Origin of the sequence: Methylotenera sp. 1P/1, assembly GCF_000384355.1 — a bacterium.
Classification (GTDB): Bacteria; Pseudomonadota; Gammaproteobacteria; order Burkholderiales; family Methylophilaceae; genus Methylophilus.
The window spans coordinates 168,110-192,899 of sequence record NZ_ARWC01000001.1 but is presented as its reverse complement, the minus strand read 5'-3'; the positions used below and the strand labels follow the sequence as shown (position 1 = coordinate 192,899).

The 24,790-nt window shown below is 46.9% G+C and carries 25 protein-coding genes; 13 read left to right on the top strand and 12 right to left on the bottom strand.

The features are described from left to right. Positions 1-16: 16 nt before the first annotated feature. The 5 genes from A3Q3_RS0100880 to rluD form a co-directional block, all read right to left on the bottom strand. On the bottom strand, positions 17-865 hold the full coding sequence (locus A3Q3_RS0100880; protein WP_020181674.1) for a glycosyltransferase: 849 nt from the start codon (positions 863-865) through the stop codon (positions 17-19). A gap of 15 nt (positions 866-880) precedes the next feature. Further along, entirely contained in the window at positions 881-2,212 is a 1,332-nt protein-coding gene (gene rimO / locus A3Q3_RS0100875; RefSeq protein ID WP_020181673.1) for a 30S ribosomal protein S12 methylthiotransferase RimO, read from the bottom strand. Positions 2,213-2,272: 60 nt separating this feature from the next. Further along, complete coding sequence (locus A3Q3_RS0100870) at positions 2,273-3,151, bottom strand: ZIP family metal transporter (RefSeq protein WP_020181672.1); 879 nt, start codon at positions 3,149-3,151, stop codon at positions 2,273-2,275. Between the two features lie 62 nt (positions 3,152-3,213). Further along, positions 3,214-3,975: a peptidoglycan editing factor PgeF gene (gene pgeF / locus A3Q3_RS0100865; RefSeq protein ID WP_020181671.1), complete on the bottom strand. Its 762-nt coding sequence runs from the start codon at positions 3,973-3,975 to the stop codon at positions 3,214-3,216. Further along, entirely contained in the window at positions 3,972-5,060 is a 1,089-nt protein-coding gene (rluD, locus tag A3Q3_RS0100860) for a 23S rRNA pseudouridine(1911/1915/1917) synthase RluD (RefSeq protein ID WP_020181670.1), read from the bottom strand. The genes pgeF and rluD overlap by 4 nt, the downstream gene beginning before the upstream one ends. Positions 5,061-5,099: 39 nt before the next feature. Here rluD and A3Q3_RS0100855 point away from each other — a divergent pair, with 39 nt between their 5' ends. After that, positions 5,100-5,915 (top strand): outer membrane protein assembly factor BamD, encoded by an 816-nt coding sequence (locus A3Q3_RS0100855; RefSeq protein ID WP_020181669.1) that lies wholly within the window; start codon positions 5,100-5,102, stop codon positions 5,913-5,915. Between the two features lie 55 nt (positions 5,916-5,970). Here A3Q3_RS0100855 and A3Q3_RS0100850 read toward each other — a convergent pair whose 3' ends face one another. The 7 genes from A3Q3_RS0100850 to A3Q3_RS0100820 are packed head-to-tail and all read right to left on the bottom strand — an operon-like array spanning position 5,971 to position 12,687. Continuing rightward, positions 5,971-6,588, bottom strand: a complete 618-nt coding sequence (locus tag A3Q3_RS0100850; RefSeq protein ID WP_020181668.1) for a hypothetical protein — start codon at positions 6,586-6,588, stop codon at positions 5,971-5,973. Between the two features lie 33 nt (positions 6,589-6,621). Beyond that, positions 6,622-7,542 (bottom strand): rhodanese-related sulfurtransferase, encoded by a 921-nt coding sequence (locus A3Q3_RS0100845; RefSeq protein ID WP_020181667.1) that lies wholly within the window; start codon positions 7,540-7,542, stop codon positions 6,622-6,624. Positions 7,543-7,599: 57 nt separating this feature from the next. Beyond that, a complete protein-coding gene (locus A3Q3_RS0100840) occupies positions 7,600-8,124 on the bottom strand; it encodes an HPP family protein (RefSeq protein ID WP_020181666.1) in 525 nt (174 codons plus the stop codon). Between the two features lie 55 nt (positions 8,125-8,179). After that, a complete protein-coding gene (locus tag A3Q3_RS0100835; RefSeq protein ID WP_020181665.1) occupies positions 8,180-8,842 on the bottom strand; it encodes a hypothetical protein in 663 nt (220 codons plus the stop codon). Continuing rightward, positions 8,839-9,774 (bottom strand): formylmethanofuran--tetrahydromethanopterin N-formyltransferase, encoded by a 936-nt coding sequence (gene fhcD / locus A3Q3_RS0100830; RefSeq protein WP_020181664.1) that lies wholly within the window; start codon positions 9,772-9,774, stop codon positions 8,839-8,841. Before fhcD ends, A3Q3_RS0100835 begins: the two co-directional genes overlap by 4 nt. A 7-nt stretch (positions 9,775-9,781) precedes the next feature. Then, positions 9,782-11,446 carry a formylmethanofuran dehydrogenase subunit A gene (locus tag A3Q3_RS0100825; protein ID WP_020181663.1) on the bottom strand — a complete coding sequence of 555 codons (1,665 nt, stop codon included), beginning with the start codon at positions 11,444-11,446 and terminating at the stop codon, positions 9,782-9,784. Then, complete coding sequence (locus A3Q3_RS0100820) at positions 11,443-12,687, bottom strand: hypothetical protein (RefSeq protein ID WP_020181662.1); 1,245 nt, start codon at positions 12,685-12,687, stop codon at positions 11,443-11,445. The genes A3Q3_RS0100825 and A3Q3_RS0100820 overlap by 4 nt, the downstream gene beginning before the upstream one ends. A 311-nt stretch (positions 12,688-12,998) precedes the next feature. Between A3Q3_RS0100820 and ndk the strand changes: the two genes are divergently transcribed. The 12 genes from ndk (at position 12,999) to der (ending at position 24,778) form a co-directional block, all read left to right on the top strand. Next, entirely contained in the window at positions 12,999-13,403 is a 405-nt protein-coding gene (gene ndk, locus A3Q3_RS0100815) for a nucleoside-diphosphate kinase (RefSeq protein ID WP_020181661.1), read from the top strand. Between the two features lie 44 nt (positions 13,404-13,447). Continuing rightward, positions 13,448-14,551 (top strand): 23S rRNA (adenine(2503)-C(2))-methyltransferase RlmN, encoded by a 1,104-nt coding sequence (rlmN, locus tag A3Q3_RS0100810; protein WP_020181660.1) that lies wholly within the window; start codon positions 13,448-13,450, stop codon positions 14,549-14,551. Then, positions 14,551-15,315: a type IV pilus biogenesis/stability protein PilW gene (pilW, locus tag A3Q3_RS0100805; RefSeq protein WP_020181659.1), complete on the top strand. Its 765-nt coding sequence runs from the start codon at positions 14,551-14,553 to the stop codon at positions 15,313-15,315. The genes rlmN and pilW overlap by 1 nt, the downstream gene beginning before the upstream one ends. A 20-nt stretch (positions 15,316-15,335) precedes the next feature. Continuing rightward, complete coding sequence (locus A3Q3_RS0100800; RefSeq protein ID WP_020181658.1) at positions 15,336-16,457, top strand: helix-turn-helix domain-containing protein; 1,122 nt, start codon at positions 15,336-15,338, stop codon at positions 16,455-16,457. Positions 16,458-16,466: 9 nt separating this feature from the next. Further along, entirely contained in the window at positions 16,467-17,744 is a 1,278-nt protein-coding gene (gene ispG, locus A3Q3_RS0100795; RefSeq protein WP_026361662.1) for a flavodoxin-dependent (E)-4-hydroxy-3-methylbut-2-enyl-diphosphate synthase, read from the top strand. 15 nt (positions 17,745-17,759) lie between these two features. Then, complete coding sequence (gene hisS, locus A3Q3_RS0100790; protein WP_020181656.1) at positions 17,760-19,025, top strand: histidine--tRNA ligase; 1,266 nt, start codon at positions 17,760-17,762, stop codon at positions 19,023-19,025. A gap of 14 nt (positions 19,026-19,039) precedes the next feature. Further along, on the top strand, positions 19,040-19,795 hold the full coding sequence (locus A3Q3_RS0100785; protein WP_020181655.1) for an SIMPL domain-containing protein: 756 nt from the start codon (positions 19,040-19,042) through the stop codon (positions 19,793-19,795). Between the two features lie 14 nt (positions 19,796-19,809). Continuing rightward, positions 19,810-20,643, top strand: a complete 834-nt coding sequence (locus A3Q3_RS13430) for an ABC transporter ATP-binding protein (protein ID WP_020181654.1) — start codon at positions 19,810-19,812, stop codon at positions 20,641-20,643. Beyond that, positions 20,640-21,437 (top strand): ATP-binding cassette domain-containing protein, encoded by a 798-nt coding sequence (locus tag A3Q3_RS0100775; protein WP_020181653.1) that lies wholly within the window; start codon positions 20,640-20,642, stop codon positions 21,435-21,437. Before A3Q3_RS13430 ends, A3Q3_RS0100775 begins: the two co-directional genes overlap by 4 nt. A 43-nt stretch (positions 21,438-21,480) precedes the next feature. Continuing rightward, positions 21,481-22,107 (top strand): tetratricopeptide repeat protein, encoded by a 627-nt coding sequence (locus A3Q3_RS0100770; RefSeq protein WP_020181652.1) that lies wholly within the window; start codon positions 21,481-21,483, stop codon positions 22,105-22,107. A 91-nt stretch (positions 22,108-22,198) separates the two neighbouring features. Then, a complete protein-coding gene (gene bamB, locus A3Q3_RS0100765; protein ID WP_029647364.1) occupies positions 22,199-23,344 on the top strand; it encodes an outer membrane protein assembly factor BamB in 1,146 nt (381 codons plus the stop codon). 3 nt (positions 23,345-23,347) lie between these two features. Beyond that, on the top strand, positions 23,348-24,778 hold the full coding sequence (der, locus tag A3Q3_RS0100760) for a ribosome biogenesis GTPase Der (RefSeq protein ID WP_025224039.1): 1,431 nt from the start codon (positions 23,348-23,350) through the stop codon (positions 24,776-24,778). Positions 24,779-24,790: the final 12 nt, after the last annotated feature.

Sequence of the window (24,790 nt, the reverse complement as noted above, 5' to 3'; positions counted from 1 at the left end):
TACTGCAACAGCATAATTACTGAATATTGATCTTACTGCTGGACGGCTTTAACCAACCAAAAAAAGCATAGCACAGACCATAGTAAATACCCTGTAGCGGATGCCAGTTATAAAAAGACAATACACTCATTTTTTTATAATACATCTGCGCTGTTTTTTGATGCGCTTGTATGCTCGTTGAAAATTTCTGACAAAGCATTAACCAATTCTTCTCCGCGCGTGCCCAATTTTTGGTGGTCAACTGATCCGGTCGGTTGTCACGATTCCATACCGCAAGCACTTGATCCACATGCACACAACGGCAGTCTTTTACGATGCGGAACATCAAATCCGCATCTTCATAAGTCGTCATGGTTTCATCAAAAGCAATGCGCTGCAATACACTTCTCTTGATCATGACTGCGTTGAGGTGAATATAGCGGTAATACATCAACTGTAAAATCTCGGGTGGACCATTGCAAACCCCTAAGTCTATTTGGTCAGGCCCCAGCATTTGGGTATTGCCATACGCCATCTCTACAGAGGCATCAGCATTGAACGCATCTACCAGCGCTTGAATTTTATTGGGCAGATAATAATCATCATCATCCAAAAAACAAATCCACTCACCACGCGCTTGTGATACGCCAAAATTTCTTGAGGCAGACGCCGTTAGGAATGAAGGCGTACGGATCACTTGAATCGGAATACCACCAGTGTCCACTGCTTGAAAGTCAGGTGAATTCACAGACGTATTATCTACAATAATAATTTCTAGTTGCGTATACACCTGACTGAGTATGCTCTGCACAGCACGTTGCAGCAGCACCAGCCGATCTCTGGTCACAATCACAACAGACACCAATGCTGGCGTATCTTTTATCATATCCTTGTCGCTTACTTAATCTGCAGGCGGGCCGCCCACCAAATCATGCCCATCCGCACCTAAAATCTGCACATCCACAAAATCACCTGGCGTTAATCCTTCAGCATCTTGCAGGTACACCACACCATCAATCTCCGGTGCGTCGGCTTTGGTGCGGCCAATTGCAATCACATTATCATTATCGTCTGTGGTAATTTCGTCCACCAGTACCGTTTGCATTGTCCCAATTTTGTTTTGCAGCTTTGCTGCGCTAATGCGTTCCTGCACTTCCATAAATCGACTCAGGCGTTCTTGTTTGATTTCTTCCGGCACTTGGTCGGGCAAGTCATTGGCTTTTGCACCATCTACCGCAGAATAAGCAAAGCAGCCTACGCGATCTAACTGTGCTTCCTCCAAGAAGTCGAGCAGCATTTGAAAGTCATCTTCGGTTTCACCTGGAAAGCCAGCAATAAAGGTACTACGCACTGTAATGTCCGGGCAAATGTCACGCCACGCTTTGATGCGGGCTAAATTGTTCTCGCTACTGGCTGGGCGCTTCATACTTTTAAGAATGCGTGGACTAGCATGCTGAAACGGCACATCCAAATAGGGTAAGATCAAACCATCTGCCATCAGTGGAATCACTTCATCCACGTGCGGATAGGGATATACATAATGCAAGCGCACCCATACACCTAGTTCGCCAAGCGCTTTACACAATTCGGTCATTCTAGTTTTGAGCGGACGCCCATTCCAGAAACCACTGCGATATTTTACATCCACGCCATATGCCGATGTATCTTGCGAAATCACTAGAATTTCTGACACGCCTGCATTGACTAGATTTTCAGCCTCATTCATCACCTCACCAATCGGGCGGCTGACTAAATCGCCACGCATACTGGGGATAATACAAAAACTGCAACGGTGATTACAGCCTTCTGAAATTTTAAGATACGCGTAATGGTTAGGTGTTAAGCGCACGCCTTGTGGCGGCACCAAATCGGTATATGGGTCATGCGGCTTGGGCAAATGCGTATGCACATGTGTCATGACCTCTTCTAGCGCGTGCGGACCGGTAATGGCCAGCACACTCGGGTGCGCGTTCTGCACCACATCTTGCTTAGCGCCTAAGCAGCCAGTCACAATCACTTTGCCATTCTTGTGCACGGCTTCGCCAATCGCATCCAGAGACTCCTGTACCGCAGAATCAATGAAACCGCAGGTGTTGACCACCACCAGATCCGACTGTTCATAGCTGCCGCTAATCTCATAACCCTCTGCCCGCAATTGTGTCAGAATGCGCTCGGCATCCGAACCTGCTTTGGGACAGCCTAATGAAACAAATCCAACTTTTGGAGTACGCATATACTTAAACCTAATACAAAAATAACGGTAAAAAGAAACGGCTGATATAGCCTACTGATATCAACCTTCTAGCCACCATTTGGTGATAGCAATGGACGCCACCCCCAGAAAAATCAACGAAATCTGCATCAATGTGTCTTTAATGGCAGTGCGCTTATGCAAACCAGGAATTAAATCGGCCACTGCCACATACAACATGCTAGCCGCTGCCAAGCTTAAAATATAGGGCACCCAGCTCTGTACAGTTTGCAAGGCAAAGTAAGCCAACAAGCCCCCTACCATAGTGGCTAAGCTAGAAAATAGATTAAACAACAGCGCTTGCTTTTTACTGTACCCAGAATGCAGTAGAATTAAAAAGTCGCCTACTTCTTGCGGAATTTCATGGGCAATAATCGCTATGGCAGTCACCAAGCCTAGTTGCGTATCCACCATAAACGCAGCAGCAATCAAAATGCCGTCCACAAAATTATGAAAGGTATCGCCTATCATAATCATCATGCCGCTACGTCCACTGTCATGCGCTTCGTGATGATGGTGCACATGGATGCTCGGTGTTTTTTGCGTGACTGCCGTAAACTTCACGCCTTGTTTTTTCTGCGTGTCCGGACAGTGCGCTTCATCATGCATCGCATGCGCTTCACAATGATCGCCATGGCAATGGCGCCATAATACCAACTTCTCTAAAGTGAAAAACAACAAGATGCCTAACAATACCGTGCCTGTCATGGCCTCCACACTTGGCGCAACTTCAAAGGCATGTGGCAAAATTTCTAAAAATACTGCTGCAAGTAATGCGCCAATCGCATAGCTTACCAACAGAGGCACCCACTTGCGCTGTGCATTTAAGGCAAAAAATGCGGCGATTACCACACTCAGCACTCCACCTAACAGACAGGTACCGATAATCCAAGTCAACGAAGAAAATTCAAACGATTGCATATACACCCAAATAACAATTAGCGCGCATTATAAACTGTTACAACTGATAATACTGCATGGTATTAAGCACTTAGCCATATCAATGTTGCCATGCGCCCTGTATCCCCATCGCGCCGAAATGAAAAAAATCTCGCTTCATCGGTATAAGTACACATGTCGCCACCATACACATTCGTCACGCCTAAGGCATGCAAGCGTTGCTGGGCAATCAGGTAAAGATTCCCCAACCATTTATCCCCATGTGGCATAAAGGCTTGTTCAGCTAATGGCGCTTTCGCTATAAATTGCGCACGCACTTCACTGCCCACTTCAAATGCTTGCGGACCAATAGCAGGGCCCAGCCAAGCCATAAGCTGGTTTGGTTTTAGTGCGGGTTGCCGTGCAAGCATCGACTCAACCGTAGCCTCTATCGCACCATCACACAGACTACGCCAGCCAGCGTGTACCGCTGCCACCATGCTACCTTGTGCATCACACAACAATACTGGCAAGCAATCCGCCGTCATGGTCACACACACCACTTGTTTGCGATCCGTAAAGGCGGCATCGGCAGTTTCAATACAACTGCTGAGCGCTGCATCAATCACTCGGGTGCCATGCACTTGGTTAAGCCAAACAGGCTCTGATGGCACAAAATCGCTCAATAACTGACGATTATGCGCGACATGGACGGGATCGTCTTTGACGTGATCCCCAAGGTTTAAGCTATTGTAAGGTGCACGACTTACACCACCCAGGCGCGTGGTTTGCAGTGCCTTCACATTAGCAGGCGCTGGCCAATTAGGCTGAATAAACGATGTGAATAGTGTCGATGACGCGATCATTCGTCATCTTCCAGTTCGTCATCGTCAAAATCTTCATCATCCCAATCATCGTCGTCATCACCAACATATAGGCCATTTTCATCGACACCAAAATCAAATGGCTCGACGTCTTCAGGCGGATCTTCATGACGCATCGCTTCTAATAACATTTTCATGTCATCGGCCAATTCAATTTGCCACTCCATTGGCTGTTGCGTGACGGGATGAATCAAGCCCAATTTAATTGCATGCAAGGCTTGACGCTTAAAGCCGGAGACAGCATCGCGTAGTGTTTGTGTCATCAACTTATGCGGAATGATATTGCCAATGCCATAGACCGGATCACCTAACATCGGCGCCTTTAAAAACTGCAAATGCACACGGATCTGATGGGTACGCCCAGTTTCTAAACTACAGCGCAAATACGTGTGCACGCCAAAGCGTTCCAGCACTTCGTAATGCGTTACAGCGGGTTTGCCAGTGCGCGAAATTGCCATTTTGGTACGCGCATGCGAATGACGACCGATCGGCTGGTCAATTTTGCCGTTGCGCCAGATTTGGCCCCACACAATGGCGCGATACTCTCGTTTGACTGTCCTAGCCTGAAGTTGACGCACCAGACTGGTCTGCGCCTCCAAGGTTTTGGCCACTACCAGTAAACCGCTGGTGTCTTTATCTAAGCGATGGACAATACCGCAGCGTGGAATATCAGTGAGCGCTGGATAGTGGAACAGTAAGGCATTCAGCAATGTACCAGACCAATTACCCGCAGCCGGATGTACGACAAGCCCAGCTGGTTTGTTGATCACCAGCAGCGCATCATCTTCATACACAATATCCAGTGGAATATCTTCTGGCTTAAACGCATTTTCCTGTAAGTTGGGCGGCGGCGTGACCTGTACTTTATCGCCCCCCCATACTTTGGTTTTGGCCGTGACCTGCTGCTGGTTAAGTTGTACCAAGCCGTCTTTAATCCAAGCTTGCAGGCGACTACGTGAGTGTTCAGGCATCAGCGTTTGTAGCGCCAAGTCTAAACGTTGGCCATTAAGTGACTCCGGAATCGCCAGTGCTTGCAGTGTGCTTTCTTTCATATTTTTTTGTGGCATCAGTTATAATGCCTTTAATATTTCATGTAGGTTTTCATAGTGAATCGTATTTTACCGCTTATCCTCGTATTCATTTCAGCTTTATTTTTAAATGGTTGCGCCATTTTTGGTGCACCTACCGAATTAGATGAAACCAAAGGCTGGCAAGCAGAACGCATTTATGCGGCTGGCCAAGAAAAAATGATCGACAAGGACTATGACAAAGCGATCGGTTACTTTCAAAAGCTAGAGTCCCGCTTTCCCCATGGTGTCTACGCTACGCAAGCACAATTAGAAATTGCTTATGCCTACTATAAAAAACAAGACCCCATTTTGTGCTTGGCCGCAGCCGAGCGTTTTATCAAGTTGCACCCCAATCACCCTAATGTGGATTACGCTTACTATTTGAAGGGGCTGGCTACTTTTAATGAGCGTGGTTTCATGGAAAAATATACTGCGCAAGAAATTACAGACCGCGACCCTAAAACGCTCAAATTATCTTTTGCGGCATTTAAAGAACTGACTGATCGCTATCCAAAAAGTCGCTACTTCAAAGATGCAACACAACGCATGGTGTATTTAGTCAACGCGCTTGCGCAGCATGAAATGCACGTTGCACGTTATTACATGAACCGCACAGCCTATGTCGCAGCGTTGAATCGTGCTAAATACGTGTTGGAATATTACCCAAACTCTACCTCTGTGGAAGAAGCATTGGTGGTGATGGTCAGCGCCTACGACTATATGGAAATGGACGACCTGAAGAACGACACACTACGTATTTTGAAGACTAACTATCCGCAAAATCCAATGCTGGCTGGCAAAGCAACACAGGACGAGCGTATTTGGTGGAAGTTTTGGGAAAGCCTTTACTAGCAACAATTACCCAGTTGCTACAACGTAGTAACTTAAATAAATCACCTAATGGTAGTTAAGTCACTACCCAGTAATTAAAAAACTCTCGGACTACACTTAAAAACTGTTGCCTTGAGTTTTTTAATCGGAATAGTGGCAATGTCATATCTACAGCCACTCGGTAAAGTGCCCCATTTCTTTGGGGCGCATCACGCAAGCGGATTAATATAATTTTGGCTAGCTTGATGTTCACTACCACCACATCTTTGGTCAACGCTTGCTGACGCATACCATTTAAGTATCGCTCAAGCTGTATGCTCTCGAGTTCACTAAAGGTCATTTGATCTAGCATGGCAGACAAAGCCTTCAGTGACGTTGGTAGTGGTGACCATGTGACTGCATCTTTATCCACCACATAACTCTCGCTCAATACGGCAATCGCTTTGATATCCTGCATCCAAAACGGATAGAACTCTCTGGCAATTTGCATATGAAAATGCCAAGAATGATCTCGTGTCTTTTTCATGATGCCGTTTAGCGCGCTGGCATAGGCAACCCGATCATAGGGTTTGGCAGCCAAACCGGCAATCAATGTATTCAGAAATGCAACACGCTGCGCTAGGTTGGTATGTACCACGCCTTTTGAACGCAAAAAATGTAAGTAGGCGTTTAATGCTTCCACGTCTTTATGCATGCGCCGTTTCTCATATTCGGTTGCCTTGTTTACTTAAGGTTTTTGTTTTTCTCCAATGTGACTCTCGCCCCTTTTTTTAGCTAGAATCACTTGTTTTTGCCTTTCTGTTAAGGCAGCTTTCTTCTCTTCGGACGTCTTATCATAACAATGTGGACAGCTAATCCCCGGCGTATATTGCGGGCTTTCCAGCTCTTCTGGTGATAACGGCATACGGCAGGCATAACACTGATCGTATTCACCCACTTCCAACCCATGCTTCACGGCAACACGCTGGTCAAACACAAAGCACTCACCTTCCCACATACTTTGTTCTTTCGGCACGGTTTCCAAATACTTGAGAATACCTCCCTGCAAATGGTATACCTCTTCAAAACCTTGTTGCTTCATAAAAGAAGAAGCTTTTTCACAACGGATGCCACCGGTACAAAACATGGCGACTTTTTTATGTTTGGTTTTATCTAGATGCTGCGCAACGTATTCTGGAAACTCTCTAAAAGTAGCAGTTTTAGGGTCCACTGCGCCTTTAAAGGTACCGATATGCACTTCATAATCATTACGGGTATCCAGCAAAATCACGTCCGGGTCACTAATTAATGTATTCCAGTCTTCCGGTTTCACATAAGTACCCACCACATCATTCGGATTCACCCCCGCTACACCCATGGTGACAATTTCTTTTTTAAGCTTGACCTTCATGCGGTAAAACGGATGTGTATCAGCGTAAGATTCTTTATGTTCAAGATCACTGAATTCAGGAAAGCTTTTTAGATAAGCCAGCAAAGCACGGATATCTTCCGGTGCGCCAGCAATGGTGCCATTAATGCCTTCCCCTGCTAATAGCAACGTGCCTTTAATATGGTGCTGATTACAGGCGTCCAAAATAGGTGCCTGCAATGCTTGATAATTCGGCAAACTTACAAATTTATAGAGGGCAGCGGTTAAATATTGACTCATCACACAATAACACTAATTGAAAAGGGGGATTTTAACACCACCCGTTCTAATCGCGTATTAAAACCAGTATTTTGGGTACCGGCCTTCACGGGTGACATTGTTATAAATGAGGGCGACAATGGTAATTGCAATGGCGCCAAACAATGTTGGAAACAACAGAAAATCCCAACCTAAGCCACCATGAGAAGCGGCTAACAACCAAACAATCACCGGATTAGACCCAGCCGGCGGGTGTACGGTGCGTGTCACCATCATGAGTGCGACCGCCGTGGCTACGGCGATTGCCAACGCCCACCAAGTCACCCCAAGCAAAGAAACTACTGTCAACCCAACCAATGAACTCAAGAAATGCCCGCCAACTGTGTTGCGCGGTTGCGCAAACGGTGCATCGGGATATGCAAATAAAATCACGCAAGAAGCGCCAAAGGAGCCAAGTATCAGCATATGCTCCAAGCGCTGCGTCAAGATTGCAACAACCGCAATCGCAATAAACGCGCCTAACCAAGCAAGCCCCACCGCTTTGGCCGAGAACGCAGCGGGCAACGCAGCACGATCACCTTGCAACTTTTCTAATAAGCTCATGACGACTCCTCTTGATGAATTCTTATCTTTTTTTAAAAATGAGGTAACAACCCCATTAGGCCAGTACTAGAATCTCAGCCTTCCCTAGTCCAGATACGTCCCCTACCCAGCGTTGTACACGCATTTGTGTCAATGCAGCAAAGCGTGAATCCAGTGTTTTAAATGACTGATACAAAATATTCAAGAATGGTAATGTATGCCAGCCACAATCCAACCATGTAGCGTGCAATGTCGGTGCCTGTGCTAATAATAACGTGCCTCGCTTCATGCCAAAGCCCAACCGTGCACCTGTTTTGCCTAACACACCTAAAGTGCCGGCTTTCATACTCGATGCACAATACGCACCCGCATCGCCTTCAATCAGCAACATGCCTCTACGCATCGTATCACCTGCCCGTTCGCCTACATTGCCTTTGCAAATGAGTACGCCACCTTGCATGGCTGCACCCACAAAATCACCGACATTGCCTTCAATAATAATTTGGCCTATTTTCATTTGATAGCCAACATGGTGCATCAATGGGCTTGCTTGTTTGAATATGAGATGTGTAGTGTCTTCGCCAGCCACATCAAACACATCTGCTACGGTAAGCTGTTGCTGCAAGCGCATCGCTTTGATATCGGTCAGTGTTTTACCTGCTAGCGTGTCCGGTATCAGCGCTCGACAATCCACCTGAGTGGTAACCGTTGGTTTTAGCGTGAATATCAATGCGCTCATGCTGTCGCCCCCGATAGATTTCCTTGCAAGATTGGATGTAATTTAAAATGATGCTGCCCTAATTTACCGCCATAATTACCGGCAGAGATACGTTTGATACCAGCTTCGCTGCCTAGACTGCAAGCCGCTTCAATACCAACTTTCATGGACAAGGCGATGTCCTCAAACGTCAGGCCATCAATCACGATTTCCATCACGCTTTCAATGTCCATATCCAACTCCGTGTTGACCACACCTTTTAAGGTTGGGCAAAATGCATCGTTGGTGCTGGCAAACATTTTGGGGTATTTACTCCCCACTTTGGAACCCGAACGCACCACACCTCCAGGAAACGGCATGATCACATTAGGCACTTTTTTCATGGCCTCAATCGCTGCTTCGCATGCTGCTAATACTTGTGGCTGACTTTGACCCAATACCAAAAAGTTACCGCCGCCAATCGCGCGCACCATACCGGTGGTTTCTTGCGTTAAAAACTCGCCATCCATCACCGGAATGCGCCAGTAACGTTGATTTACTCCGTTAGCATCTGGAATCAATTTAGACACTTGATTGCCATCGCCAAAATAACGCAAATGTTTACCTAGACTAATTTGGTCTTCCGAGGCGATGCCCGAAAACGCGGCTGCCGTTGGACAGGTGAGAATACATTGTCCCATGCGGGTTTCCAATTGTTGCATCAACACCTTGCTCCCCATGGCAAACATCAAAATGCTCACCCCTGGACGTCCGTCTGGTGTTTCATCCGCAGTCAATTCGCGTTCAATTCCAGCCTCTACGCCACAGCCGATCACGCTGGTCGCAAAACCAGTCATCGTATTCGCTGCGTGATAAGCCCATTTGAGATTTAGTGCAGTGATGATAATCCGCGTGCCGCGCATATTAAAAGCTTCGGCAAAGGTATCGTCTATTTGTACGCCGTTTAGTATCATTATTTACTCACGTTGGCATATGGTTAATGACTTGATTACGCCCATCTTGCGCAATCTCATCGTTGCTAATCTTAAAGTTGTCTAACTGCATGGTGTGATACTTATCAAAATAGTCTTTTAATCCTTTTTCCACACCCACATCAAACGCAGGTTTGGTCGTATGTGTTTTACCCCACACCACTTTCACTACCTTGCCGTCTCTTACCACCAGCTCACCATCTTTAAACACGTAATCCGGTTTACTGAACATCGCTTCTTTGTCTGCTTGGTCTGTATACACCGTAATGTCTGCAGCGGCGCCAACACCCAAATGACCACGGTCATGTAAACCAATCAATTTGGCAGCTGCTGCACGTGTCATGGTCGCAATTTCATACAAACTGTACTCGCGATTCAAGCTGGTCAGGTTGCTCATGGCTTGTGCGTCCAAGTTCAACTTTGCAAACGCATCGTTCCTAAAGCTTTTATCCATCAATAAACGAATTAAATGCGGATAGCTTGTAAATGGCGCACCGTTGGGATGATCTGTGGTTAAGAAGATACGCCATGGGTCTTCTACACTTAAGAAAATTTCCAAGCCAATCGCCCATTGCAATGCATTCACGTAATTTTGGTCGCGATACTTAAATGGCACGACACCGCAACCTGCATCGCATTCAATGTCCATGATCACCGATTTTTTAGGATTGGCGATTTTGGCATTGAGATGCTGCATCATATTGTCGCCAGAAGCAGTGACAGTTTGACCAAATAGAATTTGGCCTACGTCTGCGCTGATATGCTTGTTGGCGTTAAGCGCTTGTGCTATTTGGGCAGCGGCCGATGAAAACTTCTTGTCGCCTTCTGTGCCGTAACTATGGAATTGGATATGCGTGAGATGCATCGGAATGCCATCGCTGGCACCCATCGTATCTAACGTGGTTTGAAAGTTACCCGCCGCGCCTAAGTTATTGCAATGCACATGCAATGGTTTTGCAATACCCAGCTCATGCACTGCGCGACTCAAACTTTGTAAAATTTGGCGCGGAGTCACTTGGTAATGCACATTGTTTTCGTCTAAATTCAAACGGCGTTGATTAAACTTGAATGCAGAAATACCACCTGGATTCACTACTTTAATACCAATGGTTTGTGTGGCATGCAGTGTCCAAGCCACATAATCGTTAATCGCTTTTTGGTCGGCTTTACCTGCTAGCAATCGCAAAAAATAATCGTCGTTGCCCAGCATGGCGTAGCCGCCTTTGTCGATCATGGGCGTATCGCCCATCTCCAAATGCGCTTGGCGGGCATTGACCGCTAAAATCGCTGGTTCAAACGCAGCGGTATAGCCCATTTCGATATAGTGCATACCAGTATCGGTGGTGCTCGGCGTAGCATGATGCGTACAGCTTGGCGTACAGATGTGCGCCTCAGGCTCGGTATAGCGCTTGGTTTCCTGATATTCCGGCAACATCATGCGGGCGATATTCACTTTGCCGCCGCCGATATGGCTGTGCATATCAATCGCACCCGCCATGACGATCTTGCCGTTCAAATCAATCGTTTGCTGTATTTTTTCCGTGTCACTTGGTTTGGCAATAATGCGGCCATCGCGGATATAAATATCTTCACGCACACCATCTTTGCCATGTGCTGGATCAATGACTTTGGCGTTTTTAAGTAGAGTAATCATGCCAGTTGCGCCTCCAGTTTTAATAACACTTCGGCCAACGTTGGCAACGCACTTTCACGTACTTTTTTCAGCGGTAACACCACAGAAGAATCCACTCTAAACAGAGTGCCTGTAGCATCTAGTCCAGGCGTGGCCACTGGAATAAACACTTCCGGCGGCGTTGTAAATTGCGTATCAGGGTGCCCAAACGCAATCACCGGCTGACTCACATTTGGCATCGGTTTATCTGGGCTAAAACTATTGATCCACACGATCAAATCGTGCGCATCCACGTCCTGCTCACCCAAAGTCAAGCCATCTAACCAAGTGTGTGCATAATTCACAGTGGTATCGCCATCGCTACCACCCAACCCCAACCCCATGGCGCGCGACTGCTGATTCAAAATGACAACGCTCTCTGTAATATTTTGTATGGTGAGTTCTGCATGTGGAAAATCCAGATCTTTGGCTACCCAAATCAGTACGGCATATTTCGCTTGTTTAAGTTGCTCGACCAGTTGTGTTAACGCGCTTACTTTCACGCCAGCGATGGCATCTACCTTGAGCACTTTGCCTTGCAACAGCGCACGTAAAGCAGCCGTGACCTCAGGTAAATCTATGGTTGCACAAGGCAACACGGTAGGTAATTCACCCTTAGGGCTCACACCCGGTGCGGTATTCAAATCATCGCCACCCAAATACATCACTTTGCGCGCGCTGGCATCCGTAAACATGGCTTCGTCGGTCCACACGGCACGCTCGAAAAACCGTGGATTGTGGTGCACCACATCAGTACCGATACAGACAATCATATCTGCGCGATTTTTTACTTCGGTCAGCGTTGTGGTCTGCCATCCAGTAGATTGCAGCACCTTGGTATTACGTAGTGAGCTATGCACATTCATGTGCATCATATTGGCCTGCGGCCTGTTAGATTGCGTAGGGTGCGCAAACTGATAAGCCGCTCTAAAACCAGCCAAATCCGTACTGAGCCCAGCCACCAAAGGCATCTGCGCTTGCTGTAGCAATTTTCCGGCATGCGCAATCGCTTCTACCAAGCTCACCGGTTTTCCAGCAATCATCGGCGTTGCTGCATTGAGCGGGCGTGAAAAGAATGCCACGGTTTTACCGCAGGGCTTGCCTGACTTCACGGTCACATCTAGCTTGGCGTCCGGGCCCTGCCAGCTTACCGTCACATCATCACACAGCAACCCACAGGCTGGGCAAGTTGCATTGACTGTCTTTGTCGTTGAAGTTTGCATGAATACTATTCTGCCATATTTATAATGAGTTCAATATAGGTGAATCATCGCATGACCAATCACATCAATACACGAAACAATTTCACCACCTAAGCATCATAACGTGTTGAATAGCGGCATATTGCGTTATCAACATAACAAATCATGCGCTATTCCCGCTTTTGATGCTAGTTGCAGCCGGCGGTAACGATATTAATAGCGCATAAAATCGCAACTTTTGGTTTATTAAAACCACTAAAAATGGTAAGGTGTCGGTCTTTGTAAGTAGTTATTTTAATTCTTTAATTTTGTAAATTTTATTTGGAGTTTCCATGGCAGTAGAACGCACCCTCAGCATTATCAAACCAGACGCAGTAGCTAAAAACGTCATTGGTCAAATTTACACACGTTTTGAAAACGCGGGCTTAAAAATTGTTGCTGCAAAAATGGCACAATTAACACAAGCAGAAGCAGAAGGCTTTTATGCTGTGCATAAAGAGCGTCCTTTCTTCAAAGCGTTAGTCGATTTTATGATTTCTGGTCCAGTGATGATTCAAGCATTGGAAGGCGAAAATGCTGTGTTGAAAAACCGTGAACTGATGGGCGCAACCAACCCGAAAGAAGCTGCTGCAGGTACGATTCGTGCTGACTTTGCTGAAAGCATTGACGCTAACGCAGTACATGGTTCAGATTCTGCTGAGAATGCAGCTATCGAGATCAAATACTTCTTTGGTTAATCTCCAAACTGTACTTTGCAAACTGTACTTGAAAAGGTTAAACGTTGATTAATTTACTGAATTTCAATCAACCTCAACTCGCCGATTACTTCGTGAGTATCGGCGAGAAACCTTTTCGCGCCAAGCAAATGATGCGCTGGATGCATCATTTTGGCGTGACCGATATCAATCAAATGACGGATATCGCTAAAGTGCTGCGTGAAAAATTAATGACGGAAACTGAAATGAAGTTGCCCAATGTGCAACTAGAGCAAATTTCAGATGATGGCACACGCAAGTGGCTGATTGGTACAGATACTGCCAATAGTATTGAAACTGTGTTTATTCCGGAAGATGACCGAGGCACACTGTGTGTTTCCAGCCAGGTAGGCTGCGCACTGGAGTGCACATTTTGTAGTACGGGTCGACAAGGGTTTAACCGCAATTTAAGCGTGTCCGAAATTATTGGCCAGCTGTGGATTGCGAATAAATCTTTACGCCAAGCAGATGGCTACGACATGCTACCGCTCAATGACCGGATTATCTCCAATGTGGTGATGATGGGCATGGGTGAGCCTTTGGCCAACTACGACAACGTGGTGACTGCCATGCAAATCATGCTGGACGACAGCGCTTACGGATTGAGTCGCCGTCGCGTCACACTCTCTACCAGTGGTATGGTGCCTGCGATGGACAGATTAAAGGAAGACTGCCCGGTTGCATTGGCTGTATCACTGCATGCACCAAATGATGCACTGCGTGATGTGATTGTCCCGATTAACAAAAAATACCCAATTAAAGACCTGATGGCTGCATGTGAGCGCTATTTAGTCAAAGCCCCGCGCGATTTCGTCACATTTGAATACGTGATGCTAGACGGTGTGAACGATACTGTGGAACATGCACACCAATTGTTAGATATCGTCAAACATGTCCCATGTAAATTTAACCTGATTCCGTTTAACCCATTCCCCAATAGCGGCTATGAAACGTCAAAGCCTAGTCATATTCGCGTGTTTCGTGATATTTTAATGAGCGCTGGCTATGTCGTGACCGTTCGCAAAACCCGTGGTGACGATATTGACGCTGCATGCGGTCAATTGGCTGGCAAAGTCCTAGATAAAACCAAACGTAGTTTGAAACATATTTCTGTACAGGCGGTGTCTTAATGCAATGGATGTTGGGTAGATTTGTAGCGGCCATGCTGGCTGTAGTGCTCAGTGCGTGTGTATCACAACAATCCACCAACCCCTATAACACCGATTCTGCGCTCACCAATCAAGCGCGTGCGCACACCGAGCTAGGCGCTGCCTACTTACAAGAAAGTAAATTTGAGATTGCCTTAGAAGAATTCAATATTGCACTGCGTAACGACCCAGACTACGCCCTTGCCTACAACGGGCTTGGACTGGTTTACGGGACATTGGGTGAAAATGCCAAAGCTGACACTGCTTTTCAGAAAGCATTGCAACTTAAACCAAACAGTTCAGAATCGCACAATAATTATGGTAACTTTTTATGCAAAACAAACCGTTATGATGAGTCTATTAATCACTTTTTAAGCGCCGTTAAAAACCCTTTGTACGAAACACCGCATCTCGCTTATGCCAACGCTGGGATTTGTTCCATTCGTAAAAAAGACTATATCAATGCCGAACGTTACTTAACCGCAGCCTTGCAATTGCAACCTTTGTTACACCCAGCTGCCTACCATCTTGCCAACTTGCAATTCAATCGTGGTGATGTAAAGGCAGCTAAAGCAACCTTGCAAAACACGTTGATTGCTGCACCGAGTGCAGAAGTACTGTGGTTAGGCATTAAGATTGAACGTGTGTTGGGTGATAAAGACAATGAGGCTAGCTATGCGATTCAGCTCAGAAAACAATACCCCAACTCAGCCGAAACACAATTGCTGTTAAATTCACAACATTAGTACACTCCGGATCATTTACCATGGCGCGAAAAGCACAAAGTAAACCTGAACAAGTGGTTGAGACTACTGAACCAACGCAAGCGGCGACTGTTGAGATCGAATCGCCAGCCCCTCTCATACAAGAGGCCTTGCCTTCCGCTTGTGGAGGTGCGCTGAGGGCTGCCCGTGAAAAACAAAAACTAAGCGTACAGGATATTGCCAGCCAATTACGTTTAGGCGTCAATCAAGTCGAAGCGCTTGAAGCCGATCGCTATGATAAGTTGCCCCAGCCGTCGATTGTGCGTGGCTTTATTCGCAACTATGCTAAAGCGCTTAAAATAGATGCTGCGCCTATAGTGGCGGCTTATAGCGCATTAGTACCAGATATTTCACCACAATCTTTCGCTGTCAAACCGCCAGAGCACCGTTCAGTCATTGGTGAGCATCGCGCTAGCTTTTCTTTCAAGTCGTTCATTGGCTTACTGCTGTGCTTTGCATTAATCGCTGGTCTATTCTATTACTACACGCAAGTAATTAAACCAAACGTGGTATCCGAGATTGCGATTTCAGCTGCAAAACCAGGTGCCGAATCTACGCCAGCAGCGCCTGTTGATGGCAGCGTGGAGTTTGCATTGCCCGCTGCAGAGCGGCAAGACAACACCACACCGATTGAGTTACCAGCACCTGCCGCAGATGCTAATAGTAGCAATAACTTAACCCTACCACCTGCTACTGAATTGGCAACCCAACAGGCACCACAAGCGGCCAATACAACAACAACCCCTACGATAAACAATGCGAGCACTAGCAATAACGCTGCAACCGCAGCAGCCAATGCACTCCAGCCTAAGCCAAATGTGACAACAGCCACCCCACCACCTATCGAACCTATTCCACCGAAAGGGCCTGTCCAAAACACAGCTAAAAGTGCACAACTGGTCATTGATGCCACAGAAGAAACCTGGGTAAATATAGTGGATGCCAGTGGCAAGCAAATCTACAGCAAAGTGCTGGCTGCAGGCGCATCAGATAGCGTTAATATTGCCCCTCCCCTTAGCATTACGGTAGGCAACGCGCATGGCACTTCTATCTCCATGAATGGCCAAGCACTAGATTTATTGGCACACACTAGAGATAGAGTCGCCCGCATCAAAGTGAATTAAGGTGTGATGATGCGTAGAAACACTCGACAAGTAATGGTTGGTCACGTCCCAGTGGGCGGTGGCCTAAACGGGAGCATACCAGCCAGTGTGGTTGTGCAAAGCATGACCAATACTGACACTGCCGATGCAGCCTCCACCATTCAACAAGTATACGAACTATGGCAAGCCGGTTCTGAGGTAGTGCGCATTACCGTGAACTCGCCCGAAGCTGCTGCACAAGTGGGCAATATCCGTCGTGGCTTAGATGCTCTAGGCTGTAACGTGCCACTGGTGGGCGATTTTCACTATAACGGCCACAAGCTGTTACAAGCTTATCCGGATTGCGCGCAAGCCTTGGCCAAATATCGTATCAACCCAGGCAATGTGGGCAAAGGCAGTAAGCGTGATGAGCAATTTGCCGCGATGATTGAAGCGGCGATTCAATATAAAAAAGCGGTACGCATTGGGGTTAACTGGGGTAGCTTAGACCAGGCCAAAATGGCACGTATGATGGATGAAAACAGCCAATCCACTTCCCCACTCTCTGCAGATGCCCTGATGCAAGAAGCGCTGATTCAATCAGCGTTGGAGAGCGCACAGCAAGCGGTAGATATTGGCTTAGACCCAAATCAAATCATTATTTCTTGCAAGGTCAGCAATGTGCAAGACTTGGTGAAGGTCTATACCGATTTAGCCCAACGCTGCGATTATCCACTGCATTTAGGCTTAACCGAAGCTGGCATGGGCTCCAAAGGTATTGTGGCTTCTACCGCAGCATTAGCGTTGCTATTACAGGCAGGTATTGGCGATACGATTCGTGTCTCACTCACACCAGAGCCTAATGAATCACGCACAAAAGAAGTAGTCGTTGCGCAGGAGATTCTGCAAACCATGGGCATCCGCTCCTTCACACCCTTGGTCACTGCTTGTCCAGGTTGTGGACGCACGACCAGTACCTACTTTCAAGAACTAGCCATGCAAATTCAGAGCTACCTGCGCACGCAAATGCCGGTATGGCGTGCCGCATATCCAGGTGTAGAAAATATGAGCGTCGCCGTGATGGGCTGCGTAGTTAATGGCCCTGGTGAATCAAAACTGGCCAATATCGGCATTAGCTTGCCCGGTACTGGTGAAGTCCCCGTTGCGCCAGTATTTGTCGACGGTGAAAAAACCGTCACCCTTAAAGGCGACCATATCGCACAAGAATTCCAAGCGATTGTGGAAGACTACGTACAGAAAAATTATGTAGAAGGTGGAAAGTTACGCACCACCCTACCCCCTAAAACCATTCCGATTCAAGCAATTTAAGCCTAAGTTTAAGCAATGAGCACCTCTTCCACCTCCAAATTCCAGTCCATTAAAGGCTTTTACGATATCCTTCCTGAGTCCACGCCTCTCTGGTTTAAATTGGAAGATACCGCACGCCAAGTACTCGCCAGCTATGGTTACAACAATATCCGCATGCCACTAGTAGAGCCTACCGAGCTATTTGTGCGCAGCGTGGGTGAACACACCGACATTGTTGAAAAAGAAATGTATGCTTGGGAAGACGCGCTGAATGGCGACAAGCTGACCTTGCGCCCAGAAGGTACCGCTGGTTGCGTGCGCGCTGTGGTCGAGCACAGCTTGACCTACAATGGGCCACAACGCTTATGGTATATGGGGCCGATGTTCAGACACGAAAACGTGCAGAAAGGCCGCCAACGCCAATTCCATCAAATTGGTGTAGAAGCCTTTGGCTTTGATGGCCCGGATGTGGATGCAGAACAAATCATTCTGCTGGCCAGACTATGGAATGCATTAGGCATTCAAGATGTAGCCTTACAAATCAACAGCATAGGCGATGCAAGTGAACGTGCCGCCTATCGTCAAACATTGATTCAATATTTTGAACAGCATACAGATTTATTAGATGAAGATGCCAAGCGCCGCTTACATACGAATCCACTACGTATTTTAGATACCAAAAATCCGCGCATGCAAGCCATATGTGAAGCAGCGCCCAAGCTGATGGATTGCTTGGGTGAAGCCTCTAAACAACACTTTGAGCGCCTTTGCCAACTACTGACACAAGCCGGTATAGCCTACACTGTAAACCACCGCTTAGTACGTGGTTTGGACTATTACAACCGCACCGTATTTGAGTGGGTCACCACCAAGCTTGGTGCGCAAGGCACCATTGCCGGTGGTGGACGTTACGATACGTTAGTGGAGCGACTGGGTGGGCAGCCCACCCCTGCTTGCGGCTTTGGCATTGGCTTAGAACGTGTGTTTTTATTGATGCAGGAATATGGCGTGACCGCAAGTAATGCACCAGACATTTACTTAGTGAATGTGGGAGAACATGCTGAAAAACACGCATTTTTAATGGCAGAACAATTACGTAACGATGGTTTACGTGTGGTGTTACATGCAGGCGGCGGTAGCTTTAAATCGCAAATGAAAAAAGCCGACCGAAGCGGCGCACGCTTCGCAGCTATTCTTGGTGATGACGAAGCCTTAGCCGGCGAAATTTCGATTAAGCCACTACTCAATGCAGGTGAGCAAAAACGTTGTAAACTAAACGAAGTACGCGAATTGATTAGCTAGTTGATTGGAGCATCATGACCGAACATAAAAATTTATTTAAAGCAATGACTGTCCTTGGGTTGCTACTTGCCATTGGGATGGCAAGCGCTGCCTTTATTTTGGGCGTACAAGCTAAGCGCGCCGTGTCTGGTCAACAATCTATTACCGTCAAAGGGTTAGCAGAAAAGCCTATTAAAGCCGATAGCGCAGAATGGACGATTACCATTGGCGTTGCGAGCAATACCCAAGCCAATGCGCTCACTGCACTGGCCGATGAATTAAAAGTGGTACAAGCCTTTTTAGATAAACAAGGTCTGACACAGGACACTTGGACCATCGATGTGGAAACCATTGGCCCGCATTACGAAGAGGTCTTTATTAAAGATGTGCCGCGCCAAGTGCAAAAAGGGTTTGATGCCTACCAAAACATACGCATCAATACCAAAGATTTAACAAAAATCACCGCAGCCAATAAGGCTTTCTTGCAATTAAAAGCAGACAATCATCCAGTGAATGCGCAAGCACCTAGTTATCTGGTCAGCAACTTGGAAGCGATTAAAATGTCTTTAATTGCAGATGCCACCAAAAATGCACGCTCACGCGCCACAGAATTTGTGAAGCAAGATGGCGTGAAAGTAGGCGTCATGAAATCCGCCAGTCAGGGTGCGTTTTACATTTTGCCCGTAGGTGGCGCGGATGATAGCGACAACAGCTATGGCGGGGTCTACGACAAATCGACAATTGATAAAACCGCGCGCGTTGTGGTGACCATTGTTTACAATATTGAATAGCCAAATGACTAGCCATGAGTGAAATTCTGCGTATTAGCCAATTAAACGTGACACCCAAAAACGATACGTCACGCCTATTGGTCAACCAAGCGAACTTTTCCTTATCTACTGGCAAAACCACTTGTATCGTCGGTGAATCCGGCAGTGGCAAAAGTCTTACAGCCCTCACTATCATGGGCTTACTCTCTAAGCAGCTACAAGCCAGTGGCAATGTGGTTTTTCAAGGCCAAGACATCACACAGCTTGATGACAAGGCCATGCAAACCATCCGTGGCGCAAAAATCGGCATGATTTTTCAAGAGCCTATGACCTCACTTAACCCAGTGCTGACCGTGGGCTATCAAATTGGTGAGCCATTGACCGCACATTTAAGATTAAAAGGCCAAGCACTTAAATCGCGAGTCGCCGAACTACTCGAGCAAGTGGGTATACCTGCCAGCCGAGCCGACAGTTATCCGGATGAGTTATCCGGTGGTCAACGCCAACGCGTGATGATTGCCATGAGCATTGCTTGCGAACCCGCCCTATTGATTGCCGATGAACCCACCACAGCGCTAGATGTGACAGTACAAGCTCAAGTATTGAAATTATTGGATGCGCTTAAAACACGCATGAATATGGCGATGTTATTTATCACCCATGATTTTGGTGTGGTGGCAGACATTGCCGATGATGTGATTGTGATGTTCCGTGGTGAAATTGTAGAGACAGGCACGCGCGATCAGGTGTTAAACCATCCGCAACACCCTTACACCAAAGCGCTACTGGCTTGCGTTCCCGATGCCGAAGGCCTGAAGACGCTTAAACCCATTGATTATGCATGGCTCAGTCAAGAGGCGACCGCATGAGTGACATCATATTAGAGGCCTTAAACCTCAATAAAACGTATACCCAGCGCAGTGGCCGTTTTGGCTTCAACACTACACACATCAAAGCGTTGGATGATGTCAGTATCCAACTAAAACAAGGCACTACCCTCGCCGTGGTCGGTGAATCCGGTAGTGGAAAATCCACTTTGGCACGTTGTCTGTTACAATTGCAACCGTTTGACTATGGCGATGTAATATTCCAAGGGCAGCATTTAGCCCAACTTCATAAAGAAGATTTGCGCGGTGTGCGCAAACATTTGCAAATGGTGTTTCAAGATCCGTTCGCTTCGCTCAACCCACGCATGCGCGTAGGTGAGATTGTTGGCGAGGGATTGCTGATTCATGGAGTGGGTTCAACGGCGTCACGCATTGCACTAGTGCATCAAATGCTTGAACGTGTTGGGCTAACAGCAGCAGATGCAACGAAATATCCGCATCAATTTTCTGGTGGGCAAAGACAACGCATTGGCATTGCAAGAGCACTGGTGTTGCAACCTAAAGTGGTGATTTGTGATGAACCCGTTTCTGCGCTAGATGTTTCGGTGCAGGCACAAATCTTACTGCTGCTCAAATCGTTGCAAGCAGAAATGGGATTAAGCTATATTTTTATCAGCCACGATTTACGCGTGGTCCGGCATATTGCAAATGACATTGTCGTGATGCACAAAGGCAAAATTGTAGAACAAGGCGCAGTAGAAGATATTTACACATCTCCTCAGCAGCCTTATACACAGCAGTTATTACAGGCAATTCCAGGTCGCAAGGCCGCTTAAACTAAGATAATTAACCAACGATAATGAAACCAGGGCAATTAACATGGCGTATGATTTAGAAGAGCAAGAACAGTTAGATGAATTTAAAGCGTGGTGGAACAAAAACGGCAAGTTAGTCAGTAGCATTGCGTTACTAGTGGTGTTGGCTTACGCAGGCTGGCAAGGTTACCATTACTGGATTCAAAGCAAGGCCACAGGGGCATCTAATCTCTATCAAACCATGCTCACTACGGAACCTACTAAGCTAGAAGAGATTAAAACCCAGGTCAACCAACTTAAATCAGAATACAGTGTAACGCCTTACGCTGGACGCGCCGCTGTGTTTGCTGCAAAAGCGCAGTACGCAGCTAACGATGCAAAAGGCGCTAGCGAGCAATTAACTTGGGCCATCGCACATGCAAAAGAAAGTAGCGTACAAGCCATTGCAGGGCTGCAATTAGCAGGTATTCATTTTGAAAATAAAGAGTATGCCGAAGCTAAAAAAGCACTGAGTGACATCAAAGACCCAGGCTATGCAGGGCTCAAAGACAATATGTTAGGTGATGTTTTACTGGCAGAAGGCAAAACACAAGATGCCAAACAAGCCTTCGAAGTCGCATTAAAAAACTTAGATACACAAGGCAGGTTGTTTCAATTAACCAAGCAAAAACTTGAGTCATTGGGCAGCTAAGTCATTGTATTGTATCGTCCATTGAATAATCGTCTTTAGGAAATTTAGTTTGCACCGTCTATACACCCATCACCTCATCAAAGTCGGCATTATGCTGCTGATGGTTTCATTGACTGCCTGTAGTGCACTGACCGAGTTTCGTGCAGACATGGCAGATAAACTGTTTGGTGAGGAACCCCCTAACCCACCCGCTGAGTTAGAGGACATTAAAACGTCTTATACAGCAAAAGTGGATTGGAAATTTTCGCTGGGTGATACCGCACGTTACGACTATACGCCAGCGCTAGAAACCGGATTTGTCTACGGTACCAACGTGGAAGGCGATGTCATCAAACTGGATGCCACAAAAGGCCAGCAACTATGGAAAACCAATATCGGTGAAACCATTAGCGGCGGTGTGGGCACGGGTGGCGGTTTAGTACTGGTAGGCACCAACAAAGGCCATGTATACGCACTGGATGTCACCGGTAAACCGTTATGGAACTCTAAATTAAGCAGCGAAATTTTAAGTGTGCCTCGTTACTTTGATGGCAAAGTGATCGTTAGAACCGGGGACAATCGTATTTACGGCATTGATGCAGCCGATGGCAGCCGCAAGTGGGTGTATGAACGTACCGCGCCAGCCCTCACGCTCAGAAGCAGTGTAGGGATTGTCGTCGACGGTGGCGCTGTCTACGCTGGTTATGCAGGCGGTAAATTAGCCGCCATTCGTGCAGACAATGGAAAATTGATTTGGGAAGCTACAGTGGCACAACCCAAAGGCGTCACAGAAATTGAACGTATTGCCGACATTACTAGCTTGCCATTTGTGGATGGCCCGCTTTTATTTGCCGTGGCTTACCAAGGCAGAATTGCCGCGATTGATCGCAAAAATGGACAAGTATTATGGAACCGTGATATTTCCAGCTATAACGGTCTCACGGCTGAAGATGGCAAACTGTTTGTCAGCCACACATTAGGTTCTGTTTACTCACTCGATTACGAAAATGGCCGTACATTCTGGCGTCAAGGCAATTTGTCTAATCGCAGACTCACCAAACCCTTGTCAATGGGCGCATTTATTGCCGTAGGCGATCTAGAAGGTTACATTCACTTCTTAAGTCGCGATGAAGGCAACTTCGTCGGGCGCATTAAAATTGACGACAATGCTGTGATGTCACTCGCTGCAGGCAATAGCACCTCTCAACTCCTTGCAGAAACGCGTGGTGGTGGCCTGTATGCCATCACGGTGAAATAATTTATGCTACCTACCATTGTTTTAGTTGGCCGACCTAACGTTGGCAAATCCACCCTATTCAACCGCATGACCAAAAGCCGTGATGCCTTGGTGGCAGACTTGCCCGGCTTGACGCGCGACAGGCACTATGGTCGCGGCATCGGTGCAAGCAAACCCTACTTGGTGATTGATACCGGTGGTTTTGAACCAACTGCAGAAAGCGGCATTTTGAAAGAAATGGCCAAGCAAACCTTGCTCGCCATTGATGAAGCTGATGTCATTATTTTCCTAGTTGATGGTCGTGCAGGCTTAACGCCACAAGAGTTCATCATTGCCGATAAATTGCGCAAAGCGCAGCGGCCTGTACTATTAGCGGTAAACAAGACCGAGGGCATGAATAAAGCCGTAGTTGCGGCAGACTTTCACGAACTAGGTTTAGGTGACCCGCTCTCCATTTCATCAGCACATGGTGAAGGCGTCAAAGATATTGTTGAACTGGCACTTGAGCATTTTCCTGAACCAGCCTTCGACGAAGATAAACACGCAGACAAAATCCCCCGCATTGCTATTGTGGGCAGACCTAACGTTGGTAAATCTACCTTAGTCAACGCCTTGCTGGGTGAAGACCGCGTCATTGCATTTGATGAGCCAGGCACCACGCGTGACTCCATTGAAATTGAGATGGAAAAAGACGGTAAGCGTTATTCCATTATTGATACCGCCGGCGTACGCAAACGCGGCCGCGTGTTTGAAGCCATTGAAAAATTCTCTGTTGTGAAAACCATGCAAGCCATTGAAGATGCCAACGTGGCCATTTTAGTGGTTGATGCACAAGAAGGCATTACCGAGCAAGATGCGCACGTTGCCGCCTATATTCTGGATGCTGGCCGTGCCTTAGTGGTCGCTATCAATAAGTGGGATGGCCTTAAAGACGACGAACGCGATTGGATTAAACGCGAAATTGACCGCAAGCTCATATTTTTAGATTTCGCCAAATTCCATTACATCTCGGCATTACGCAAAAAAGGCCTGCCGGAACTCCTAACTTCTGTGGATGGCGCATTTAAAGCGGCCATGGCCAAGCTCCCCACTCCACAACTCACCCGCGTACTTACCGATGCGATTGCGCAACACCAACCACCGATTACCCGTGGTATTCGCCCCAAGTTACGCTACGCACACCAAGGCGGTATGAATCCACCCATTGTGGTGATTCACGGTAACCACGTGGATGGGATTAAAGATAGCTATAAACGCTTTTTGGAAGGCGTTTTCCGCAAAACGTTCCAACTGACCGGAACACCTTTACGTGTGCAATTTAATCAAGGTGAAAACCCATTTGCAGAGCCGGACAAACGTAAATCTGGTGAAGGTATTGTGAGTATGCGCCGCAGAAAAACAGCACAACGCGCCGAATTAAAAGCAAAGAAAGATGCTGAAGATAAAAAGCGTTAAACCCGTACCAGA